An 18,429-nucleotide genomic window follows, 5' to 3' on the forward strand; every position below is an offset into this window, starting at 1 on the left:
GGCTCCGGTAGATCAGCGCCGAMAGCCGGCCGACCACGTTGCGCGGCTCGGCGGCGAGCAGCACGGGGACGGGGATGTCGTTGGAGAGCGCCAGCAGGCGCGCCCCGGCGTCGTCCGTCAGCACCGCAACGGCACCGGCGTCGACGGCGTCGGCCACAAAGTCGGCACCGTGCCGCGTGGCGCCTGGCAGGGCCACGTACAGGTCGCCAGGGCGGACCGCCCGGGAGTTCAGGGAGATCCCGGTGACCGGGACGGCGCTGGATGCCCCGGGAACGACGACGCCGATCGACTCACCGATGGCTGCCAGCGGCACTGCGGCAACAGCAGTGGGCCGGAAGCCCGKGGTGGCGTCGTGGCCGGACGGCGCGGAAGCGTCAGGGGCGGTGAGCTCAGACAAGTGGATCTCCGTTGTGGTGCTAGTGGATCGGGCGCTTTTGGATCGGGCACTGTTGGATCGGGCGCTGCGCACGGAGACGAGCTCCGGCCCGCAGGCACTGGGGTGTGGCGCCGGACGGGGAGGTMCGGGTGCCGGGTGGAACAGGGGCTACTTGGCGTACTGCGGCAGCCGGGCGGGTTCGCCGGTGGAGGGCTKGACGTTGAACGTGCGCAGCGTCTGGCTCATCACCGAACGGAACACCGGTCCGTTGGTGATTCCGTAGATGCTTCCCTTGGGCCGTTGCAGGACCACCTCCACAATAAACCGCGGATCGTCCATGGGCGCCATTCCGATGATGGAGGCGGTGAAGCCGCAAAAGCCCGATTTGCCGTCGTYGCAGGGCGATTCAGACGTACCCGTTTTGGCGCCCACCCGGTACCCGTCGATGGCGGCTTCCTTGATCTCGCCTTCGGTCACGGCGMTCTCCAGGATGTCGCGGACCTGCTTGGCGGTGTCCTTGGAGACGACCTGCTGCGGGTCCTTGGCAGGGACTTTTTCCTCGGTCCCGTCCGGGTCGATGTAGCTGTCGATCAGCCTCGGCTGGAGCATCACGCCGTCGTTGGCGATGCTTTGATAGGCCCGGACGGTCTGGAGGGTGGATTGGGCGACGCCCTGGCCGAAGAGGACGGTGTACTCCTGGCGGCCATCCCACTGGTCGGCCGGGGTCAGGATGCCCTTGGACTCCGCCGGCAGGCCGATGTCCGGTGCCTCGCCGATGCCGAACTTCCGCAGCCAGTCATAGCGCTGGTCCTTGCTCAGGCGCTGGCCCACCATCACGGTGCCGGTATTCATGGAATAGCCGACGATTCCGGCCAGTGTGCGTTGCTCGGTGCCGTGCTCGAACGCGTCGCTGAAGGTCTGCCCGTCCACGGTGTAGGTCGGCGGAATCGTGAAGGTATCGAGCGGGCTGGACTTGCCTTCCTGGATCACGGCCGCGGCGGTGATCATCTTCTCCACGGAACCGGGCTCGTATGCGGCGGTGACGGCCCGGACGCCGCGGTCCTGCGGGCCGACCTTGCCGGGGTCGTTGGGATCGGGGGCGTCGGTGTCCGCCATGGCAATGATGTTGCCGGTCTTGACGTCGGAGACAACGATGATGCCCCACTCGGCGCCGAGTTTGTCCTTCTGGCTTTGGATCGCCTGCTGGGAGAAGTACTGCAGGTCCGAGTTCAGCGTGAGCTTGATGTCTTTGCCGTTGACCGCGGGCGTCAACTGGTCCACGCCGACGGGGATACGCAGGCCATCCGCACCGATTTCGAACACGCGCTTGCCGGGCGTGCCTTTGAGGATGTCGTCCTGGGTCTGCTCGAGCCCGGCCTGTCCGGTGGTGCCGTCCTGGAGGAACCCGACGATCCCGCCGGCCACGGAGCCGTTGGGGTAGACCCGCTTGCTGGTGCCTTCGGCGACAATGCCGGGAATCTGCAGCTTCGATATCTTGTCTTCGACATCGGGTTTCAAGTCCTTGGCCACGATGTAGTAGCGCTTGGTGCCGGTGAGGGCATCGCGCAGGGCATCGCGGTCCATGCCGAGCACGGACGCGAGTTCGKAGATGCCCTGATCCCGGGTGACTGTGACGAGTTCGTCCTTGCCGTTGACCGTTTGGAGCCGGCGGAAGGAATCGGTCTTGGTGTTGACGGTCTGGTCCACCACGATGTTGTAGCGGATGACGCTGCTGGCCAGGACTGTGCCGGACGAATCGAGGATGCTGCCGCGCTCGGCGGGCAGCTCAACGGAGGTGAGCCGGTTGTTGAGGKCGGCCTCGGCCATGCCCCCGACATCCAGCCCCTGGACCATGAACAGCTTCCCGCCGACCACCAGCAGCAGCGTCAGCATGATGCCGAGTCCCACGCGGAGCCGCCGGGTGGCGTTTGGGGCTTTCGCCTTGCTTGCCTTGCCGGAGTTCTGCGCCACGTTGAATCCTTGCTGCTTGCCTTGCTGGTGGTCAGTGAACGTTACTGTCCGGGAACCTTCTGTGCGGGGGCCGGAACCGAACCTCCGTGGAGTTCCACGGCCGGAGCCGGCGCGGCGGGTGCGGCCGCCCCAGCCGCCGGTGCCTGAGCTGTGCCAGCCGGGACTCCATCGGCCGTTTTGGTGTCAGCCGGGCCTCCGTCGGTCGTTTTAGTGTYGGCCGGTTTGCGCTGGGCGAGCGGCTCCTTGTCCGAGACCGGCGGAACGACCGTGGGCTGCCCGGCAACCGCCGGTGCGGCGATGACGGCGCCGGTGGCATCGCCCTTGACGGCCGGCTTGGCCTTGCCGGTGACGCTGAGGGTGGAGAGGTCGATCTGGCCCTTCGCAAGGGAAGCCACCATGCCCAGCTCCGTGGCCTTGGCCGCCAGGTTTTGCGGAGCGTCGAAGTTCTGCACCTGMTGGGTCAGGTCCTGGTTCTGCTTCGTCAGGGTGGTCTGCTCACTGCGGAGCTGGACCAGCTGGTACTGGGCGGAGGAGACGGAGATGTTCAGGACCAGCACGGCCATGAGGGCAATCGCCAGGAAKCCGAAGCAGAGGACCACGAACGGCGCGCGGCGCTTGCGGGGTGCGGAGCGGACCACCGACAGCGGGGTGCGCGACTTCCGGGTCTGGTCTTGGCCGGGTCGGAGGCCCGGCAGGGCGCGGGCGGTGGCGCCCTGGGCAACGGGGTAGCTGTTGACGGCGGCGTTGCTCATGCTGCTCTCCTGGCTTTGATGCGTTCGACGGCGCGCAACCGGGCGGAAGCTGCGCGTGGGTTTTCAGCGATTTCAGCGGGGGTGGGCACCTCGGTGCCCTTCGTGAGGGTCTTTAGTTCGGCTTTGTGCTCTTCGAGCTMCACCGGGAAGCCGAGCGGGGCAGAAGACTTCGAACCGGATTGGAAGAACCCCTTGACGATCTTGTCCTCCAGCGAGTGGTAGGACATGACGACGACCCTGCCACCCAGGGCGATGGCGTTGATGGCGGCCGGGATGGCGCGCTCCAGGACATCCAGTTCCTCGTTGACCTCGATCCGGAGCGCCTGGAAGGTGCGCTTTGCGGGGTGCCCGCCGGTCTTGGCTGCACCGGAAGGCACCACGGACCGGATCTGCTCGACGAGTTCACCGGTGGTGCTGAAGGGCTTCTCGGCGCGCGCGGCCACGATCCTGTTCGCGATGCGGCCGGCAAACTTTTCTTCGCCCCATTTCCGGATGATCCGGACGAGGTCTTCTTMGCTGTAGTTATTGACGATGTCAGCGGCCGTCTGGCCGCGGCTGGTGTCCATCCGCATGTCCAGGGGTGCKTCGAACGAGTAGGCGAAGCCACGCTCCCGCTCGTCCAGTTGAAGGGACGAGACGCCCAGGTCCATGAGCACACCGTGGACCTCGTCGAAGCCCAGATCCTCAAGGACGTCAGGGATTTCGTCGTAGACGGCGTGAACGAGGTCGGTCCGGTCCGCGAAGGGCGCCAAGCGCTCCCCCGCCAAGGCCAGGGCTTCCTCGTCACGGTCAATGCCGATCAGGTGAAGGTCCGGGAAGCGCTGCAGGAGGGCCTCGGAGTGTCCGCCCATGCCAAGGGTCGCATCGATCACCACCGGGGTCTCGCCGCGGCTCCGGGCAGCTTCGATGCCGGGGGCCAACAAATTGATGCACCGGTCTTTGAGGACCGGCACATGGCGTTCGGACGTCGGCTTCGCCTGGTCGGGATCAGTCATACCTTCGTCCTTTCGTTGACCTTCTTGGTTGCGCGTTGCTAGTTGCTCGTTGCCAATTGCGGCTCTTACGCAACGTTCCTTGGTCCAGATCCCCATCCGCGCCTACCCTGCGCCGGCCTGGCTCCGGKGAAGTGAGCCAGGACAACAACCGGATGGGCGGCTGGAKATCTCGATCAAGGAACGTTGTGAACTGTAGGTCTGTTGGGGGTTCAGAGAATCCCCGGGATGGCGTCGTCGGTTTCCGAGAAGGCGGTTTCCTTTTCGGCCAGGTACTCACTCCAGGCCTGGGCGTCCCAGATCTCCGCACGGGATCCTGCGCCGATGACGGCGAGTTCCCGGCCGAGACCTGCATACTCCCGGAGCGCCGGCGGAATCGTCACGCGCCCCTGCTTGTCAGGTACCTCGTCCGAGGCTCCAGAGAGGAAAACACGGATGTAGTCACGTGCCTGCTTGGAGGAAATTGGAGCCTCCCGCATCTGCTCGTGAACCCGGCCGAATTCCGCCTCACTGAAGACGTAGATGCAACGTTCCTGGCCCCTTGTGAGAACCAGCCCGCTGGCAAGTTCCTCACGGAACTTCGCGGGGAGGATAATTCGACCTTTTTCGTCCAGACGTGGCGAATGTGTGCCGAGAAACACGGCCCACCGCCTGTCTTTTCTAGGAAGCCCAACGTCCCCTGTGCTGCCACTACCCTCTTACGTCCTCCACATTACTCCACATCGCTCCACAGTCAACGACACGCCCGGGATGATTGCACAAATATGCGGATGTATATCCCCCTTCTTCCCAGCATTTGCAGGGAAACAAGATTCGTGGGGGAAAGTGGAGGGATTTTGCTTGGCGTACTTCGGTCGGCGTTGGAGATTAAGGCCACAGGCCTAACTCCGGCCCGAGACAATTCCGGGGCGCCCGTTTTTGCATCCCCGCCACCGGGAAATTGCCGCTTTAAATGGCGAAAGACCCGCCGAAGCGGGTCTTTCGCCGTCCGCCCGCAGACCGGTGGCGGAAAGTGGAGGGCCTATGAAGCCCCCATGGAGCAGTTCAGGATTCTCCCCGGTGCCGTTCGTCCCAACGCTGCTCGAGATTGCTCATGAACGAACTCCTGGGTTTGCCCTGCTTGCCGGCGCCCCTGCCCTTGCCAACACCCGTACTGCGCATCGTGGCGTAGTACACACCGGCGCCCATGACCACAAACCCCACCACGCCGACGAGGATGATTTGCGTCCAGACTCCCGTCAGCAACAACAGGACGCCCGCAAGAGTCGCGAGCACCCCGATGACGAGGTGACGGGTGGACCAAGAGCGGCCGGAGACGGATCCCATGGAACTTGCGAATTTGGGATCGTCCTCATTCAGCTGCTTCTCAAGTTGCTCAAGCAACTTCTGTTCGTGCTCCGAGAGCGGCATCACGACCTCCTCAAGTCTGCCAACGTCGGGACTTGACGTGGCCATTGCCCTAAACCCCTAACGCCCGGGATTCCGAAGTGGTTCCCGTTCACCGCCATTGGTGAAAGGGGCGACTCAAAAGTCCCGTGCCGGCCTCAGGCGGCGAGGTCGTCACCCCAACGATCGATCCAGTCGTCCTAAACCCTAGGTATTAATAAGGATAGATTGTTGCGGCCCGTTCTGAAAGACAGTCTTAAGGCCMTGTCCGCGCTCTCAAGGGCCATGGGCGTTGGTGCCGCGACGGTCCGGGTGGCTCATTCGGTCGAGCCCCCGGGATCTAGGAGCCGCGCGGGTAGAACCGACTTGTTGCCGAATTTCCGGGTGACCGCGTCGAGGGCTTGTTCGGCGGCGCGCCAGTTGTCGTCGCGGCGGTCCAGGCTGAGCTGCAGGGGCGCGTGGGCGGCCTCTTCCAGCTGTTCCGCCCGGATGCCGATGAGCCGGACAGTCATGGGCCGCTCGCCTACCGATTGCAGGAGCTGCACCGCCACGGCGTAGAGCAGCTGGGCGCTGTCGATCGGGGTGTTCACTGTGCGGCTGCGGGTAATGGTGGAAAAATCCGCGTAGCGCAGCTTCAGCGCCACGGTGCGGGCGTGCATGCCGGCGCCACGGAGGCGTTCCGCCGTCCGGTGCGAAAGCCGCAGCAGCTCGCGGTGGAGCAKGACGTCGTCGGCGGTGTCCGTGGCGAACGTCTCTTCAGCCCCGATGCTCTTTTCCAGCCGGACCGGCGTCACGGGCCGCGGATCGATGCCCCAGGCGAGCCGGTAAACATGCTCCCCCGAGGCTCCCAGCAGCTTCCGCAKCGTGGGCAGGGGTGCCGCCGCGACGTCGGCCACGGTCCGGATCCCCTTCCGGGCAAGGACCTCGACGGTCTTGCCGCCGACTCCCCAGAGCGCACTGACCGGAAGGCTGTGCAGGTACGGGACGGTGTCTTCGGGCCTGATCAGCAGCAGCCCGTCCGGTTTGCAGCGGGTGGACGCGATTTTGGCCACAAACTTGCTGGCGGCGATTCCCACCGAGGCCGTGATTCCCAACTCCCGGGACACACGGGCGCGGATCAGTTCGCCGATCTCCCGCGGCGGCCCGAGGCGACGGATGGCACCCCCGACGTCCAGGAACGCCTCGTCCACGCTGAGCGGCTCCACGAGGTCGGTGATGGAACCRAAGATKGCCATGATCTGGCCGGACACCTCGTAGTAGAGCTTGTGRCGGGGCTCGATGATGACMGCCGAGGGGCACATGCGYGCCGCMACCRCCATGGGCATCGCYGAYCTGACGCCGAACGCCCGGGCCTCATAGGAGGCGGAGAGCACCACGGACCGGTCCGCCGGATAGCCGACAATCACCGGCTTGCCCTTCAGCCCGGGACKGCTGCGCAGCTCCACCGAGACGAAGAATGCGTCCATGTCAACGTGCATGATGCTGCTGCGCCRGAGGTCGCGCAGTGATTCGTCGCTCAGACGCGTCTGGGGCTGCAAATTGGCGTGCACAGTTGGCTGCACTCCGCCCCTTGCTCCCTGGTGTTTGTCTGCGTCCGGCCCCACGTCTTCAATCCTATGCCCGGGGACTGACTAAACTGGAGGCTGATTCCGCGTCKACACCAGGAGGAAAGTCCCTGTGAAGGTATTTGGACAGCGCAAACGTGCCACGGCGGCCATCGCGGCGGCGGGCACGTTACTGGCCTTGGCCGCATGCACGCCTGCCAGCACCGGGACCCCGGCGGCGTCGTCGACGTCGAGCTCTGCGGCCTCGCCGCAGTCCTCCACTACGGCTCCGCCCAGCCCCTCCGCGGAGCCCGGCACCTCGGCCACGGTCGGCGCGCTGGTTCCCGGCTTCCCGCAGACGCTCCTGCCGCTCATGCCCGCAGCCAAGGTGGTGTCCAGCAGCTTCGATAAGACCACCGTGCCGGCCACCGTGGCACTAGTCGGAAGCATTACGGCGCCGGCCGCCGACGTCCTGGCCTTCTACACCAAGGGGCTGGAGGCGCAGGGCTTCAAGGCCGTTCCCGGTGAAACCGTGGGCACGCTGCCTTCCAAGGACTTCCTTCGCGGCGATAACGAGACCGTGAACATCTCCGTCATGGAAACCGGTGGCGTGTCCACGTTCACCATTGGCGCGAACGTCGCTGCCGAGTCCGTCAAGTGACCCTCGCCGAACAGCTGCGACTCGAGCAGACGGCCTTCGTGGCCGCCGTCGCYGGCAAGCTCACKGATTTCCTGACCAGCCGCCAGGCGGTCATGTCCTCGATCTCGCAGGACATCGATCCGCTCATGGGCTCGATCTCCAACCTGGTCACGGGCGGCAAGCGCCTCCGGGCCCTGATGTGCTACTGGGGTTGGCGCGGMGCCGGCGGGGAGGCCGGCGCGGCCGAGGTGGTGACGGCGGGCTCGGCCCTGGAACTGTTMCAGGCCGCGGCCCTGATCCACGATGACATCATTGACCGCTCTGATACCCGGCGTGGCGGCCCTAGCGTGCACCGCCGGTTCAGCGAACTGCACGAGACCCAGGGCTGGGCACTGGACAGTGAGCGGTTCGGCCATGCCGCCGCCATCMTGACCGGCGATCTCTGCCTGTCCTTCAGCGAGGAATCGTTCACGGAAATCGGACACCGCGCCGCGTCCGGCAGCCCCGCGCGGCTCATCTTCAACCTCATGCGCGCCGAAGTGATGGCCGGGCAGTACCTGGACATCCTCGAAGAGGTCGCCGGGCCGCGGCGGGACCGCGCCGGCGCGGTCAGCCGCGCCCAGTCCATCATTCGGTTCAAGTCGGCCAAGTACTCCACGGAGCACCCGCTCGCACTGGGGGGCGCCCTTGCCGGCGCCGGTGACGAGCTGCTGCGCGGCTATTCCGCTTTTGCCCTGCCGCTCGGCGAAGCGTTCCAGTTGCGCGACGACGTCCTCGGCGTCTTCGGCGACCCTGTCACCACCGGCAAACCGGCCGGCGACGATCTGCGCGAGGGCAAGCGCACGGTCCTGGTCGCGTTCGCCCTGGACCAGGCCTCGCCGGCGGAATCGGAGTTCATCGATGCCAAGCTCGGCAACCCCGAGCTCAGCGATGCTGACATTGCGGAGATCCGKCGGATCATCGTGGACTGCGGTGCGCTCCAGRCCACGGAAGTACTCATTGAGGAGTTCGGGAAGGCGGCCTTTGCCGCCCTGGACCTCCTGCCGCTGGAGGAGCTGCCCAAGACCGCGCTCCGTAAGYTGGCGGAAGCCACGGTCAGCCGCGCCGCCTGACCCGAGTCCCCGCCCCCGGACCCCGGGCCCGGGAAGACGCGAAACGGGCCGTGCACAGCGACATACGCTGTACACGGCCCGCGACTGCCAAAACACGACGTGTTAGATACGTGTTAAGACGTATTAAATAAGTGTTAAATACGTGCTAAACAGGACTGCCAGTGGTGAAGACGACCGGCTTCTTGAGGCTGCCCGTGCGATCAGTGCACGACCGCCAGGGTGCTGCTACCAGGCCAGGGACTGGGCCCGGCGGCGGATTTCTGTCTTGCGGCCCTCACGGAGGGCATCGATCGGCCGGCCTCGCAGGGATTCATCCGGAGTGAAGAGCCAGCTGATCAGTTCCTCGTCCGAGTATCCGGCGTCCGAGAGGACAACGATGGTRCCCTTCAGGCTCTCCACAGMGTGGCCGTCCTGGATGAAAGCCGCCGGTACGGACCGGATGCGCCGGTCGCCGATTCTCACGGCCGCCAGCGCACGCTCGTCCAGAAGTGCATGGACCTTGGTAATAGATACGTTYAGAAGCTGTGCGACATCGGGCAGGGGCAGCCATTCGCCCACGAGGCTTTCTACATTACTCACGGATAAAGATTGCCACGGCGGGGGCCCCGCCGCCTAGTCGGGGTCCGGGTAAAACCCAGCCCGTCCTAGCCAGCCGGCCATGCCGGGAATGCCGCGCCGCTCCACCCGAAGTCCCGACGGGACTTCCCGGAACTCCGACGGGACTCCCCGGGCACTCCGGCCGGACCAACGGGATCCGTACAAGGGACTGACAAAGGGCTCCCAGGGGTCTCCGACGCAACTCCGTGCGGAGGCCGACGTGCCGACACGGCGAAAATCGCTTTGCGGCATATCAAACAGTTCTTGTGCGAATTGCCAATTCATGAGACATTCACATAGATCACATTTGTAACAGAAATAACTTTTGTCACACTGGTAACACCAGTTGTACCGGCCTGACCGCAGCGTTGCCGCTGAGAAGAGGATCTTTCCAATGACAACCTCACGTGCGCCACAGCACCACCCGAGGCCCAGCCTGCCGCTGATCGCGGCGACGACGGCGGCGCTTCCCGCCGTCGTGCTTTCCTCCCTGGCGATCGCCCAGCCTGCGGTTGCCGAACCCCGTGCGCGTGCCGTCCCGGCAACCCTCGCGGCCGCCATGCGCGCCCAGGCAAAAGCTGAGGTGGCCACGTCCCTCAAGGCGGCAGTGATCCCCGCCGCTTCCGTTCCGGTCACCCTGCCCAGCGCCCTGCGGCCGGCGCAGTCGGCGGTTCCCGCCCAATACACGATCGCCMGCGGCGACACCATCAGCGCCGTTGCCGGCCGCTACGGCCTGGACACCTACGCCGTGCTCAAGCTAAACAACCTGCAGGCCAACACGATCATTTACCCCGGGCAGAAGATCAAGCTCACGGGTTCGACGGCGGCCGCGCCGGCCATTTCAAAGCCGGCCGCTTCAAAGCCGGGCGCTTCCGCCTCAGTGACGTCAGCCCAGGCCAGCGTCTACGTGGTGAAGCCCGGCGACACCCTGAGCGCCATCGCCGCCCGCCACGGCGTTGGGCTGTCCGAGGTCTTCAAGTGGAACGGGCTCGGCATGGGCTCCATCATCTATCCCGGCCAGAAGGTCAAGGTCAGCGGCGGTTCCAGCACGCAGGCGCCGTCCGCTCCCGCGGCACCGGCCCCGGCAGCCCCGTCGAAGCCCGCAACGGCGCCGGCCGGCTCCGGTTCCTACACCATCAAGTCCGGGGACACCCTCTCCGGCATCGCGGCCCGCAACGGCGTCCGGCTCTCCGACGTCCTGTCCGYCAACCGGCTGACGATGTCGAGCATTATCTACCCGGGCCAGAAACTCGTCATCCCCGGCGCGTCCACCATCTCCCCGTCCTCGACGACGCCTGCCGCAACCCAGCCTGCCGCAACGACGCCGCTCGTGCCCAGCACGTTCCTCGKGTTCACGTACCCGGCTGCGGTGGTCAGCTCGGCCAACCAGAACAAGGCGCTGCTCAACGCTTCCCCGGTCCCCACACGCGAACAGATGAAGTCGATCGTGGCGGACACGGCACGGCGCATGGGCGTCGACGCCAGCCTGGCCCTGGCCTTCGCCTACCAGGAATCAGGCTTCAACMAGCGCGCAGTGTCCCCGGCCAACGCGATCGGCACCATGCAGGTCATCCCGTCCTCGGGCGAGTGGGCCTCGGAGCTGGTGGGCCGCAAGCTGAACTTGCTGGATCCGTACGACAACGCCACGGCAGGCGTTGCCATTATCCGTCAGCTGGTGCGCACCAGCTCTGATCTGGACAACGCGATCGCCGGCTACTACCAGGGCCAGTACTCGGTCAGCCAGAACGGCATGTACGAGGACACCAAGGCCTATGTCGCCGCCATCAACGCCAACCGGACGCTGTTCCGCTAAATACAGGCTCCCGCACGGCGGACCTCTTCGCTACGGGCCCGGATCGCATGTTGGTCCGGGCCCGTTTCTGTCCAGCGACTAGGATTGTATGGTGCAGGAATACGTGTCGGACGCTCTCGTCGGGAACCTGGTGGACAACCGCTACCGGGTTCAATCCAAGCTTGCCCGCGGCGGGATGTCCACCGTGTACCTCGCCACAGACCAGCGCCTCGAGCGCGATGTCGCGCTGAAGGTGCTCCATCCCCACCTGGCCGACGATCCGCAGTTCCTGGACCGGCTGGGACGCGAAGCCAAAGCCGCCGCCCGGCTCTCCCACCCCCATGTGGTCGGCGTCCTGGACCAGGGCGAGGACGGCCCCCTTGCCTACCTCGTCATGGAGTACATCAAGGGCCATACCCTGCGGGACGTCCTCAACGAGAAGGGCGCCCTCTCACCGCGGCTGGCCCTGGCGCTGATCGATCCTGTGGTCGAGGGGCTGGGCGCCGCGCACGCCGCCGGCATGATCCACCGCGACATCAAGCCGGAAAACGTCCTGATCGCCGACGACGGGCGGATCAAACTCGGCGACTTCGGCCTGGCACGCGCCATCTCGACCTCCACCAGCACCGGCGCCTTGATCGGGACTGTCGCCTACCTCTCCCCCGAGCTCGTGCTGGGCAAACAGGCGGACGCCCGCAGCGATATCTACTCCGTCGGGATCATGCTCTACGAAATKGTCACCGGCCGGCAGCCGTTCGACGGCGAGGTGCCCATCCAGGTCGCCTACCAGCACGTCAATTCCACCGTGGAGGCCCCGTCCGTCCAGGTGCCGGGGCTGGCCGCAGAGATCGACGAACTCGTCCAGTGGTGCACGGACCGGGACCCGGACAAGCGCCCCGTCGACGGGAACGCGCTKTTGTCCGAACTCCGGCACATCCGAACCAACCTCAGCGACGCCGAACTCGACCTCCAACCGCCGGCGGCCGTCCTCAGCCCGCTGCCGGCCGTCGCCGCCCCGCCGGGCCGGCCGCCCGCCGGTGCTGTCCCGGCGTCGGCTGTGCAGGACACTGCCTATGTGAAGCCCCCCACGGACATGCCCACCGAGGTGTACGGCGGCCTCCAGCAGCCCACCGAGATGATCTCCCGCAGYGGCAGCCCGACCACCGTGATGACCAGCGGACCGAGGCGTCCCGCCTATGGCCCGCTGTCCACCCCGGAAGACTTGTCCGCTCCGGAAGAAGGGGCTTATCAGGGCGCCGCAGGGTACGACGAACCCGGCGACGTCGGCACCGCCACCAGCAAGCGCGCCCAGCGCAAACTGGACCGGGACGAGGAGAAGGCGCGCCAGCGCGCCGCGGCCACGCCCACCAAGACCCTGCATGAGGGGAACCGACGACGCCGCGGGCTGCTCTGGATTGTCCTCCTTGTGGTCGCGGCGCTCCTCGCCGCCGTCGCGGGCTGGTTCTTCGGCATGGGCCCCGGCTCGCCCGGAACGATTCCCCCGGTAACCAACAAGACTGTGGCGGAGGCCCAGGACCTGCTCCGCACGGCCGGGTTCCAATCCACCGTCAAGGATGTGTTCGACGACAACGTCTCGCCGGGCTTAGTGGTCGCGTMCGAGCCCAAGGCAGGCGAGGTCATCCGGAAATTCCAGCCAGTGTCACTTGCCGTGTCCAAGGRCCCGGAACTGTTCCCGCTGCCGGACCTCGCGGKGAAGACCCTGGACGACGCCAAGACCGCCCTCAACGGCGCCGAAATGGCCCTGGGCCCGATCACCGAGACGTTCGATGAGACGGCACCGGCCGGGACTGTCCTGGCCCAGGCGCCGCGCAGCGGCAATCCCGTCAGGCACGGGACTCCGGTGAGCCTGACGGTTTCGAAGGGCCCGCAGCCCATTCCGGTTCCGGATGTCCGCGGCCAGGAGCAGGGTGCCGCTGTGAAGGCCCTTGAAGCCGCCGGGCTGAAAGCCGTCGTGGCCCCGGATCCGGTCAATGACCGGACCGTCCCGAAGGGGGCGGTGGTGGCCCAGGATCCTGCCTCCGGCAACCTGACCAGGGGCGGATCCGTGACGCTGACGATCTCCAAGGGACCGAAGCTCGTCCAGGTACCGAGTGTCTTTCGCCAGCCCGAAGCCGAGGCAGTCCAAGCTCTCAAGGATGCAGGCTTCGACGTGAAAGTGACCTACGCCTTCGGCGCGTCGGTGCTGGGGCTGGTCGCGGGCCAGGACAAGACCGGCCAGCAGCCGGAAGGCTCACTCATCACTATCACCGTAACTTAGCTCGGCAGAGCCTAGCGCSGCCCCAGAAAGAAGCTCCGCCCGGCTGGACCAGCCGGGCGGAGCTTGTGTGTCAGGACTTTAGTTTTTTGTCAGGACTTCAGACAGTGCAGCGGGTCAGCGCTTGGAGAGCGCACCGGCCACGAGGAACGCCATTTCGAGCGACTGCATGTGGTTCAGGCGCGGATCGCAGACAGATTCGTAGCGGTCCAGGAAGGCCTCCTGGTCGATCGGGTCGGCTCCACCGAGGCATTCGGCGACGTCGTCGCCCGTCATCTCCACGTGCAGGCCGCCGGGAACGGTGCCGAGCCCGTGGTGGACCTCGAAGAATCCGMGGACTTCGTCGATGACGTCGTCGAAATTGCGGGTCTTGTAGCCGTTGGGCGAGGTKACCGTGTTGCCGTGCATGGGGTCGGTGACCCACAGGACCTGTGCGCCGGACGCGGTGACGCGCTCGACGATCGGCGGCAGCTTCTCGCGGATGTTGCCGGCGCCCATGCKGGTGATGAAGGTGAGCCGGCCGGGCTCGCGCTCCGGGTCCAGCTTGTCGATCAGGCGCAGGGCGTCGTCGCCGCTCGTCGACGGGCCGAGCTTCACGCCGATGGGGTTGCGGACGCGGGAGAGGAAGTCGACGTGCGCGTGGTCCAGTTCGCGGGTGCGCTCCCCGATCCACAGGAAGTGCGCCGAGGTGTCGTAGGGCAGCCCGGTGCGCGAATCGATGCGGGTCAGGGCGCGCTCGTAGTCCAGCAGGAGGGCCTCGTGGCTCGCGTAGAACTCCACGCGCTTGAGTGCCTCGAAGTCGGCGCCGCAGGAGGMCATGAACTTGATGGCGCGGTCGATGTCCCGGGCCAGCGACTCGTAGCGGGCGTGCGCCGGATTTTCGGTGAAGCCCTTGTTCCACTGGTGCACCAGGCGGAGGTCCGCGAAGCCGCCCTGTGTGAACGCACGGATCAGGTTCAGGGTGGAGGCGGAGGTGTGGTACGCCTTGAGCATCCGGCTGGCATCATGTGCGCGGGACTCAGGCGTGAAGTCGTAGCCGTTGACGATGTCGCCACGGTAGGCCGGCAGGGTGACGCCGTCGCGTGTTTCGTCGTTGGAGGAGCGGGGCTTGGCGAACTGGCCCGCCATGCGGCCCATCTTGATGACCGGCATGGCCGCACCGTAGGTGAGGACAACGGCCATCTGCAGGATGGTCCGGACGCGGGCACTGATCTTGTCCGCCGTCGCCGCCTCGAAGGTCTCGGCGCAGTCGCCGCCCTGGAGCAGGAATGCCTTGCCCTGCGCGGCGGCAGCGAGGCGTTCGCGAAGGATGTCCACTTCGCCCGCGAACACGAGGGGCGGGAGGACGGAAAGTTCCTTGACGGACGCTTYGAAGACAGCCGGGTCCGACCACGTGGGCTGCTGCGAGGCCGGGAGTTCCCGCCAGTTGTCCAGTCCGGGATAGTTGGCGGCTCCGCTCTGGGCGGTGCTGGTCAGCGGGGAAACTGGTTTCTCAGATAGCTCGGTCACTATCTAAGGATAGTTGTCCCGTGGCTGTTCGGCGGTCCCGCCTGTCATTGACAGCCCGGTTTCCGTCATATGGCAACCGGGGGGACTCAGGAACTCCCGGAAACCTCCGGACCGTCCTCGCCTGGCGCCGTCGGATCGACGTCGTCCGGGGATGATTCCTGGACTGATTCTGAGGCTGCCGCCTGGCCCGCGCCTGGCGCCTGGTCCGKGACCACGTCCTGCGCTTTGCMCGCCAGACGKAGTTTCAYGACGGCGGCGTACTCGTCCACGTATTCCTGGCCGGACAGCCGCATGAGTTCATACATGATCTCGTCGGTCACCGAGCGCTGGATMAGCCGGTCATCCTCCATCCCGTAGTAGCGGCTGAAGTCGAGCGGTTCGCCGAAGATCATGCCGATACGGCGAATGTTAGGCACGCGCTTGCCGATCGGCTGGACTTTGTCTGTTCCGATCATCGCCACCGGAATGACCGGGACCCGGGCTTGCAGCGCGAGGCGGGCAACGCCCACTTTGCCGCGATACAGCCGCGCGTCGGGGCTCCGCGTCCCCTCGGGATAGATGCCCAGGAGMGAGCCGTTCTTGAGCACATCCATGCCGGCATCCAGGGACTGCGCGGACGCGACGCCCCCGGACCGGTCCATCGGGAGCTGGTTGGTGAGCCGGAAGAAGGCCGCGGTCAGCCTGCCCTTGATCCCGGTGCCGGTGAAGTATTCGGATTTCGCGAGGAACACCACCGGCCGCGGCACCATGACCGGCATGAAGATGGAGTCGGAGAACGAGAGATGGTTCGAGGCCAGGATCGCGGCGCCCTCGGCCGGGACGTTGTCGAGKCCCTTGACCCAGGGCCGGAACAGCAGCTTCAACACCGGTCCCAGGACAAACGTCTTCATGAACCAATAAAACACTCGGTAACCTCTCCGGAAGGCGTCTGGCGGGCCTCCCGAATCCGGTTCGGCCAGGACTTCAATGGACACCTTACTCTAGTGAGTTTTGTCGCCAAGGGTGACACGATGGGCTCATGAGCGAAAGCAGCACGTCCACGGCGCCAGCCGCTTTCAGCTACYCCGGCCACGGCCCCAACGCCCGGATCGGCGTGGCTATCTGCCACGGATTCACCGGAAGCCCCCTCAGCGTCCTGCCTTGGGCCCGGCACCTCGCGGCCCAAGGGTTCGCAGTCTCGGTCCCGTTGCTGCCTGGCCATGGCACCCACTGGCGGGACCTCGCCCGGAAGGGCTGGCAGGACTGGTACACGAGCTTCGAAACCGCCTACCTGGACCTGGCCGCCCGAACCAGTGACTGCTACGTTGCCGGGCTGTCTATGGGCGGCACCATCGCCCTGCGCACGGCGGCCCGCCACGGCGTGGCCGGCGTCGCGGCGGTMAACCCCGGCCTGAGCTTCTACGACCGCAGAGTCAGGATTGTMGGACTGCTCAAGTACTTCCAGCGGACCACGACGCCGGTCCAGGAGGAGAACCCCACGGCCTCCACCACCGACGACGGCGACTACTCCCTGACGCCGCTGGCGGCGGTCCACCAGCTCCGCCGGCTATTCTCCGCGACGTTCCGGGACMTGCCGTCCGTCCAGGCCCCGACCTTGGTCTTCAAGTCCGACACCGACGCCGTCGTCCCGCCGTCGTCCTTGGAACTTCTGCGCAGGCGCCTGGGGTCCCGGGACCTCAGGGTCGTCCGCCTCCCGCACAGCGGGCATGTTGCGACCCTGGACGCCGATGCGCCGCTAATCTTTGAAGAATCAGTCCGATTCTTTCTTCTGCACGCCCGTTCCACCACGCCGCCCACCGCCCCCTCGGAGACCCCATGAGCATCCTCCCGGACCACTCGCCGTTCAGCAGCCCGTTCACGGGAACCGGCCCCCGGACCGGCGTCGTGGTGTCCCACGGCTTTACCGGCAGCCCGCACAGCGTGCGGGAGTGGGCGGTGTCCCTGGCAGGTGCCGGATTCGCCGTCCGGATGCCGCTGCTGCCGGGTCACGGAACGAGCTGGCAGGAGCTGGCCCGGACCCGCTGGCAGGACTGGCACGCGGCCCTGGATGCCGCCTACCTTGAGCTGGCGGAGGAGTGCGACGTCGTGGTCGTGGCAGGACTGTCCATGGGTGGCGCGCTGGCGCTGCGGATCGCCGCCACACGCCCGGTGGCAGGAGTCGTGGCGGTCAACCCCGGCCTGGTCATCGATGACCCGCGAGCCCCGCTGGCCGGCATCTTGAAGTACGTCCTCAAGAGCACGCCCGCAATCGCCAATGACATCCTCAAACCGGACACGGATGAGGGCGCGTACCCGCGGACGCCGGTGGCCGCCGCGCACGAGCTCAACAAGCTGTTCAAGGACACCGTGCGACTGMTGCCGCGCATCACCGCTCCCGTCCGGGTTTACCGTTCCACGGTGGACCATGTGGTGTCCGAGTCCAGCATGGCAGCCCTGCGCCATGGGCTGACCAACGCCCAACTCGAGGTGATCCGGCTGGAAAACAGCTACCACGTGGCCACCATGGACAACGACGCGCCCGAGATCTTCCGTGGCACGGCAGAGTTCGTCCGGTCCGTGACACCCCCGGCCGGTCCGGACGCCGCCCGCGCCAGCCGGAAGGACACGGCCAATGACTAAACCCGACCCCAGCGTGCCGGACCCGGAGACCCCGGACCCCGAGACCCMGGCGCCGGACCCTGCAGACACCGGTTCGCCCGGCCGTGGAGCTTCGAAGGAAAGCGGTGCATCGGGTTCAAGTGGTGCAGKAGGCGAACGTGACCCCGCGGGCGCCCATTCCGCCGGTCCCCTGCCGCCGCACGGGTCCGATGCCCATGAGTCCCGGCCCCCAGAGTCGCCGGACTCCCCCGCCGCAGGAGCACTGTCCGCCGACGACGACGCCGTGTGGCTGGACCTCGTCGCCCGGCTTGAAGGGGTCGGGGAAGGCGGCCCTGAGAGCCTCGGAGGCGACACGCACGACGGCGGCGGACCGTCCTCCGGCGGAACGGACGGTGCCGGCGGCAGCACCGGCACCGGCACCGGGGCCAGGACGTTCCGTGATTTTGACCCGCTGGGCCTCGCGGGCACCGCGCCGATCGAGCTCTCCGCCGCGGAACGGCTCGCTCCTGCCCCCGGCCAGCCGACGGGCGGCATCGAGGTGCCGGAGGCCGCGTCCGGCCCCCGCGACTATGAGCCCGAGGACGACGACGGCGCGTTTGTCCCGGAGGAGCCGCCCAGCCTGGCCGGGTCTGATCCGATGACGGTCCTGGCGTGGCTTGGCGCCGTGGGCGGACCGATTGCACTCGTGCTCTCGGCGATGTTCTGGCGTTCGGCCCCGATGCTGGCGATCCTTGGCATGGTGGTCGCGTTCGCGGCCTCGGTGGTGTTCCTGATCATGAAGCTGCCGGGCGAAAAGGACGACCACGACGACGGGGCGCGCGTCTAGCCCGCGCAGTCAGTTATTGCCGGTGCCTTCGCTGTCGATGCTTTCACTGCCGATGCTTT

Annotated in this window: 17 protein-coding genes; 7 read left to right on the forward strand and 10 right to left on the reverse strand. The window is 66.6% G+C overall.

What is annotated here, in order from left to right; genetic code table 11:
- The 7 genes from AC1DBQ_RS10750 to dinB all read right to left on the reverse strand — a co-directional run.
- Positions 1-397: Mur ligase domain-containing protein (locus tag AC1DBQ_RS10750; RefSeq protein ID WP_476928487.1), on the reverse strand; the 397-nt coding region annotated here is incomplete at its 3' end.
- Between the two features lie 147 nt (positions 398-544).
- Entirely contained in the window at positions 545-2,347 is a 1,803-nt protein-coding gene (locus tag AC1DBQ_RS10755; protein WP_476928488.1) for a peptidoglycan D,D-transpeptidase FtsI family protein, read from the reverse strand.
- A 41-nt stretch (positions 2,348-2,388) separates the two neighbouring features.
- On the reverse strand, positions 2,389-3,099 hold the full coding sequence (gene ftsL, locus AC1DBQ_RS10760) for a cell division protein FtsL (RefSeq protein WP_476928489.1): 711 nt from the start codon (positions 3,097-3,099) through the stop codon (positions 2,389-2,391).
- Positions 3,096-4,094, reverse strand: a complete 999-nt coding sequence (gene rsmH, locus AC1DBQ_RS10765) for a 16S rRNA (cytosine(1402)-N(4))-methyltransferase RsmH (protein ID WP_476928490.1) — start codon at positions 4,092-4,094, stop codon at positions 3,096-3,098. The genes ftsL and rsmH overlap by 4 nt, the downstream gene beginning before the upstream one ends.
- A gap of 209 nt (positions 4,095-4,303) precedes the next feature.
- On the reverse strand, positions 4,304-4,732 hold the full coding sequence (gene mraZ, locus AC1DBQ_RS10770; protein WP_090956633.1) for a division/cell wall cluster transcriptional repressor MraZ: 429 nt from the start codon (positions 4,730-4,732) through the stop codon (positions 4,304-4,306).
- Between the two features lie 403 nt (positions 4,733-5,135).
- On the reverse strand, positions 5,136-5,501 hold the full coding sequence (locus AC1DBQ_RS10775) for a DUF3040 domain-containing protein (protein WP_344362208.1): 366 nt from the start codon (positions 5,499-5,501) through the stop codon (positions 5,136-5,138).
- Positions 5,502-5,794: 293 nt separating this feature from the next.
- Positions 5,795-6,955: a DNA polymerase IV gene (gene dinB / locus AC1DBQ_RS10780; RefSeq protein ID WP_476928505.1), complete on the reverse strand. Its 1,161-nt coding sequence runs from the start codon at positions 6,953-6,955 to the stop codon at positions 5,795-5,797.
- 199 nt (positions 6,956-7,154) lie between these two features.
- On the opposite strand from dinB, the gene AC1DBQ_RS10785 reads away from it, so the two are divergent.
- Positions 7,155-7,682: a hypothetical protein gene (locus AC1DBQ_RS10785; RefSeq protein ID WP_476928491.1), complete on the forward strand. Its 528-nt coding sequence runs from the start codon at positions 7,155-7,157 to the stop codon at positions 7,680-7,682.
- Positions 7,679-8,773, forward strand: a complete 1,095-nt coding sequence (locus AC1DBQ_RS10790; RefSeq protein ID WP_476928492.1) for a polyprenyl synthetase family protein — start codon at positions 7,679-7,681, stop codon at positions 8,771-8,773. Before AC1DBQ_RS10785 ends, AC1DBQ_RS10790 begins: the two co-directional genes overlap by 4 nt.
- Positions 8,774-8,998: 225 nt before the next feature.
- On the opposite strand, the gene AC1DBQ_RS10795 is transcribed toward AC1DBQ_RS10790, so the two are convergent.
- Positions 8,999-9,352: an Rv2175c family DNA-binding protein gene (locus AC1DBQ_RS10795; protein ID WP_476928493.1), complete on the reverse strand. Its 354-nt coding sequence runs from the start codon at positions 9,350-9,352 to the stop codon at positions 8,999-9,001.
- A 412-nt stretch (positions 9,353-9,764) separates the two neighbouring features.
- On the opposite strand from AC1DBQ_RS10795, the gene AC1DBQ_RS10800 reads away from it, so the two are divergent.
- Positions 9,765-11,183, forward strand: coding sequence for a LysM peptidoglycan-binding domain-containing protein (locus tag AC1DBQ_RS10800; protein WP_476928494.1), 1,419 nt, complete (start codon positions 9,765-9,767; stop codon positions 11,181-11,183).
- Positions 11,184-11,271: 88 nt separating this feature from the next.
- Positions 11,272-13,440, forward strand: coding sequence for a protein kinase domain-containing protein (locus AC1DBQ_RS10805; protein ID WP_476928495.1), 2,169 nt, complete (start codon positions 11,272-11,274; stop codon positions 13,438-13,440).
- Positions 13,441-13,554: 114 nt separating this feature from the next.
- Here the strand turns inward: AC1DBQ_RS10805 and AC1DBQ_RS10810 are convergent, their stop codons facing one another.
- Both AC1DBQ_RS10810 and AC1DBQ_RS10815 read right to left on the reverse strand, forming a co-directional pair.
- Positions 13,555-14,949 carry a class II 3-deoxy-7-phosphoheptulonate synthase gene (locus AC1DBQ_RS10810; protein WP_476928506.1) on the reverse strand — a complete coding sequence of 465 codons (1,395 nt, stop codon included), beginning with the start codon at positions 14,947-14,949 and terminating at the stop codon, positions 13,555-13,557.
- 83 nt (positions 14,950-15,032) lie between these two features.
- Positions 15,033-15,851, reverse strand: a complete 819-nt coding sequence (locus AC1DBQ_RS10815) for a lysophospholipid acyltransferase family protein (RefSeq protein WP_476928496.1) — start codon at positions 15,849-15,851, stop codon at positions 15,033-15,035.
- 113 nt (positions 15,852-15,964) lie between these two features.
- Here AC1DBQ_RS10815 and AC1DBQ_RS10820 point away from each other — a divergent pair, with 113 nt between their 5' ends.
- Genes AC1DBQ_RS10820 through AC1DBQ_RS10830 form a run of 3 tightly spaced genes read left to right on the forward strand, consistent with a single transcriptional unit; the run spans position 15,965 to position 18,370 of the window.
- A complete protein-coding gene (locus AC1DBQ_RS10820; protein ID WP_476928497.1) occupies positions 15,965-16,765 on the forward strand; it encodes an alpha/beta hydrolase in 801 nt (266 codons plus the stop codon).
- Entirely contained in the window at positions 16,762-17,565 is an 804-nt protein-coding gene (locus AC1DBQ_RS10825; protein ID WP_476928498.1) for an alpha/beta hydrolase, read from the forward strand. Before AC1DBQ_RS10820 ends, AC1DBQ_RS10825 begins: the two co-directional genes overlap by 4 nt.
- A complete protein-coding gene (locus AC1DBQ_RS10830; protein ID WP_476928499.1) occupies positions 17,558-18,370 on the forward strand; it encodes a hypothetical protein in 813 nt (270 codons plus the stop codon). The genes AC1DBQ_RS10825 and AC1DBQ_RS10830 overlap by 8 nt, the downstream gene beginning before the upstream one ends.
- Positions 18,371-18,429: the final 59 nt, after the last annotated feature.

It is taken from the genome of Arthrobacter sp. 10T413_2 (assembly GCF_056394205.1).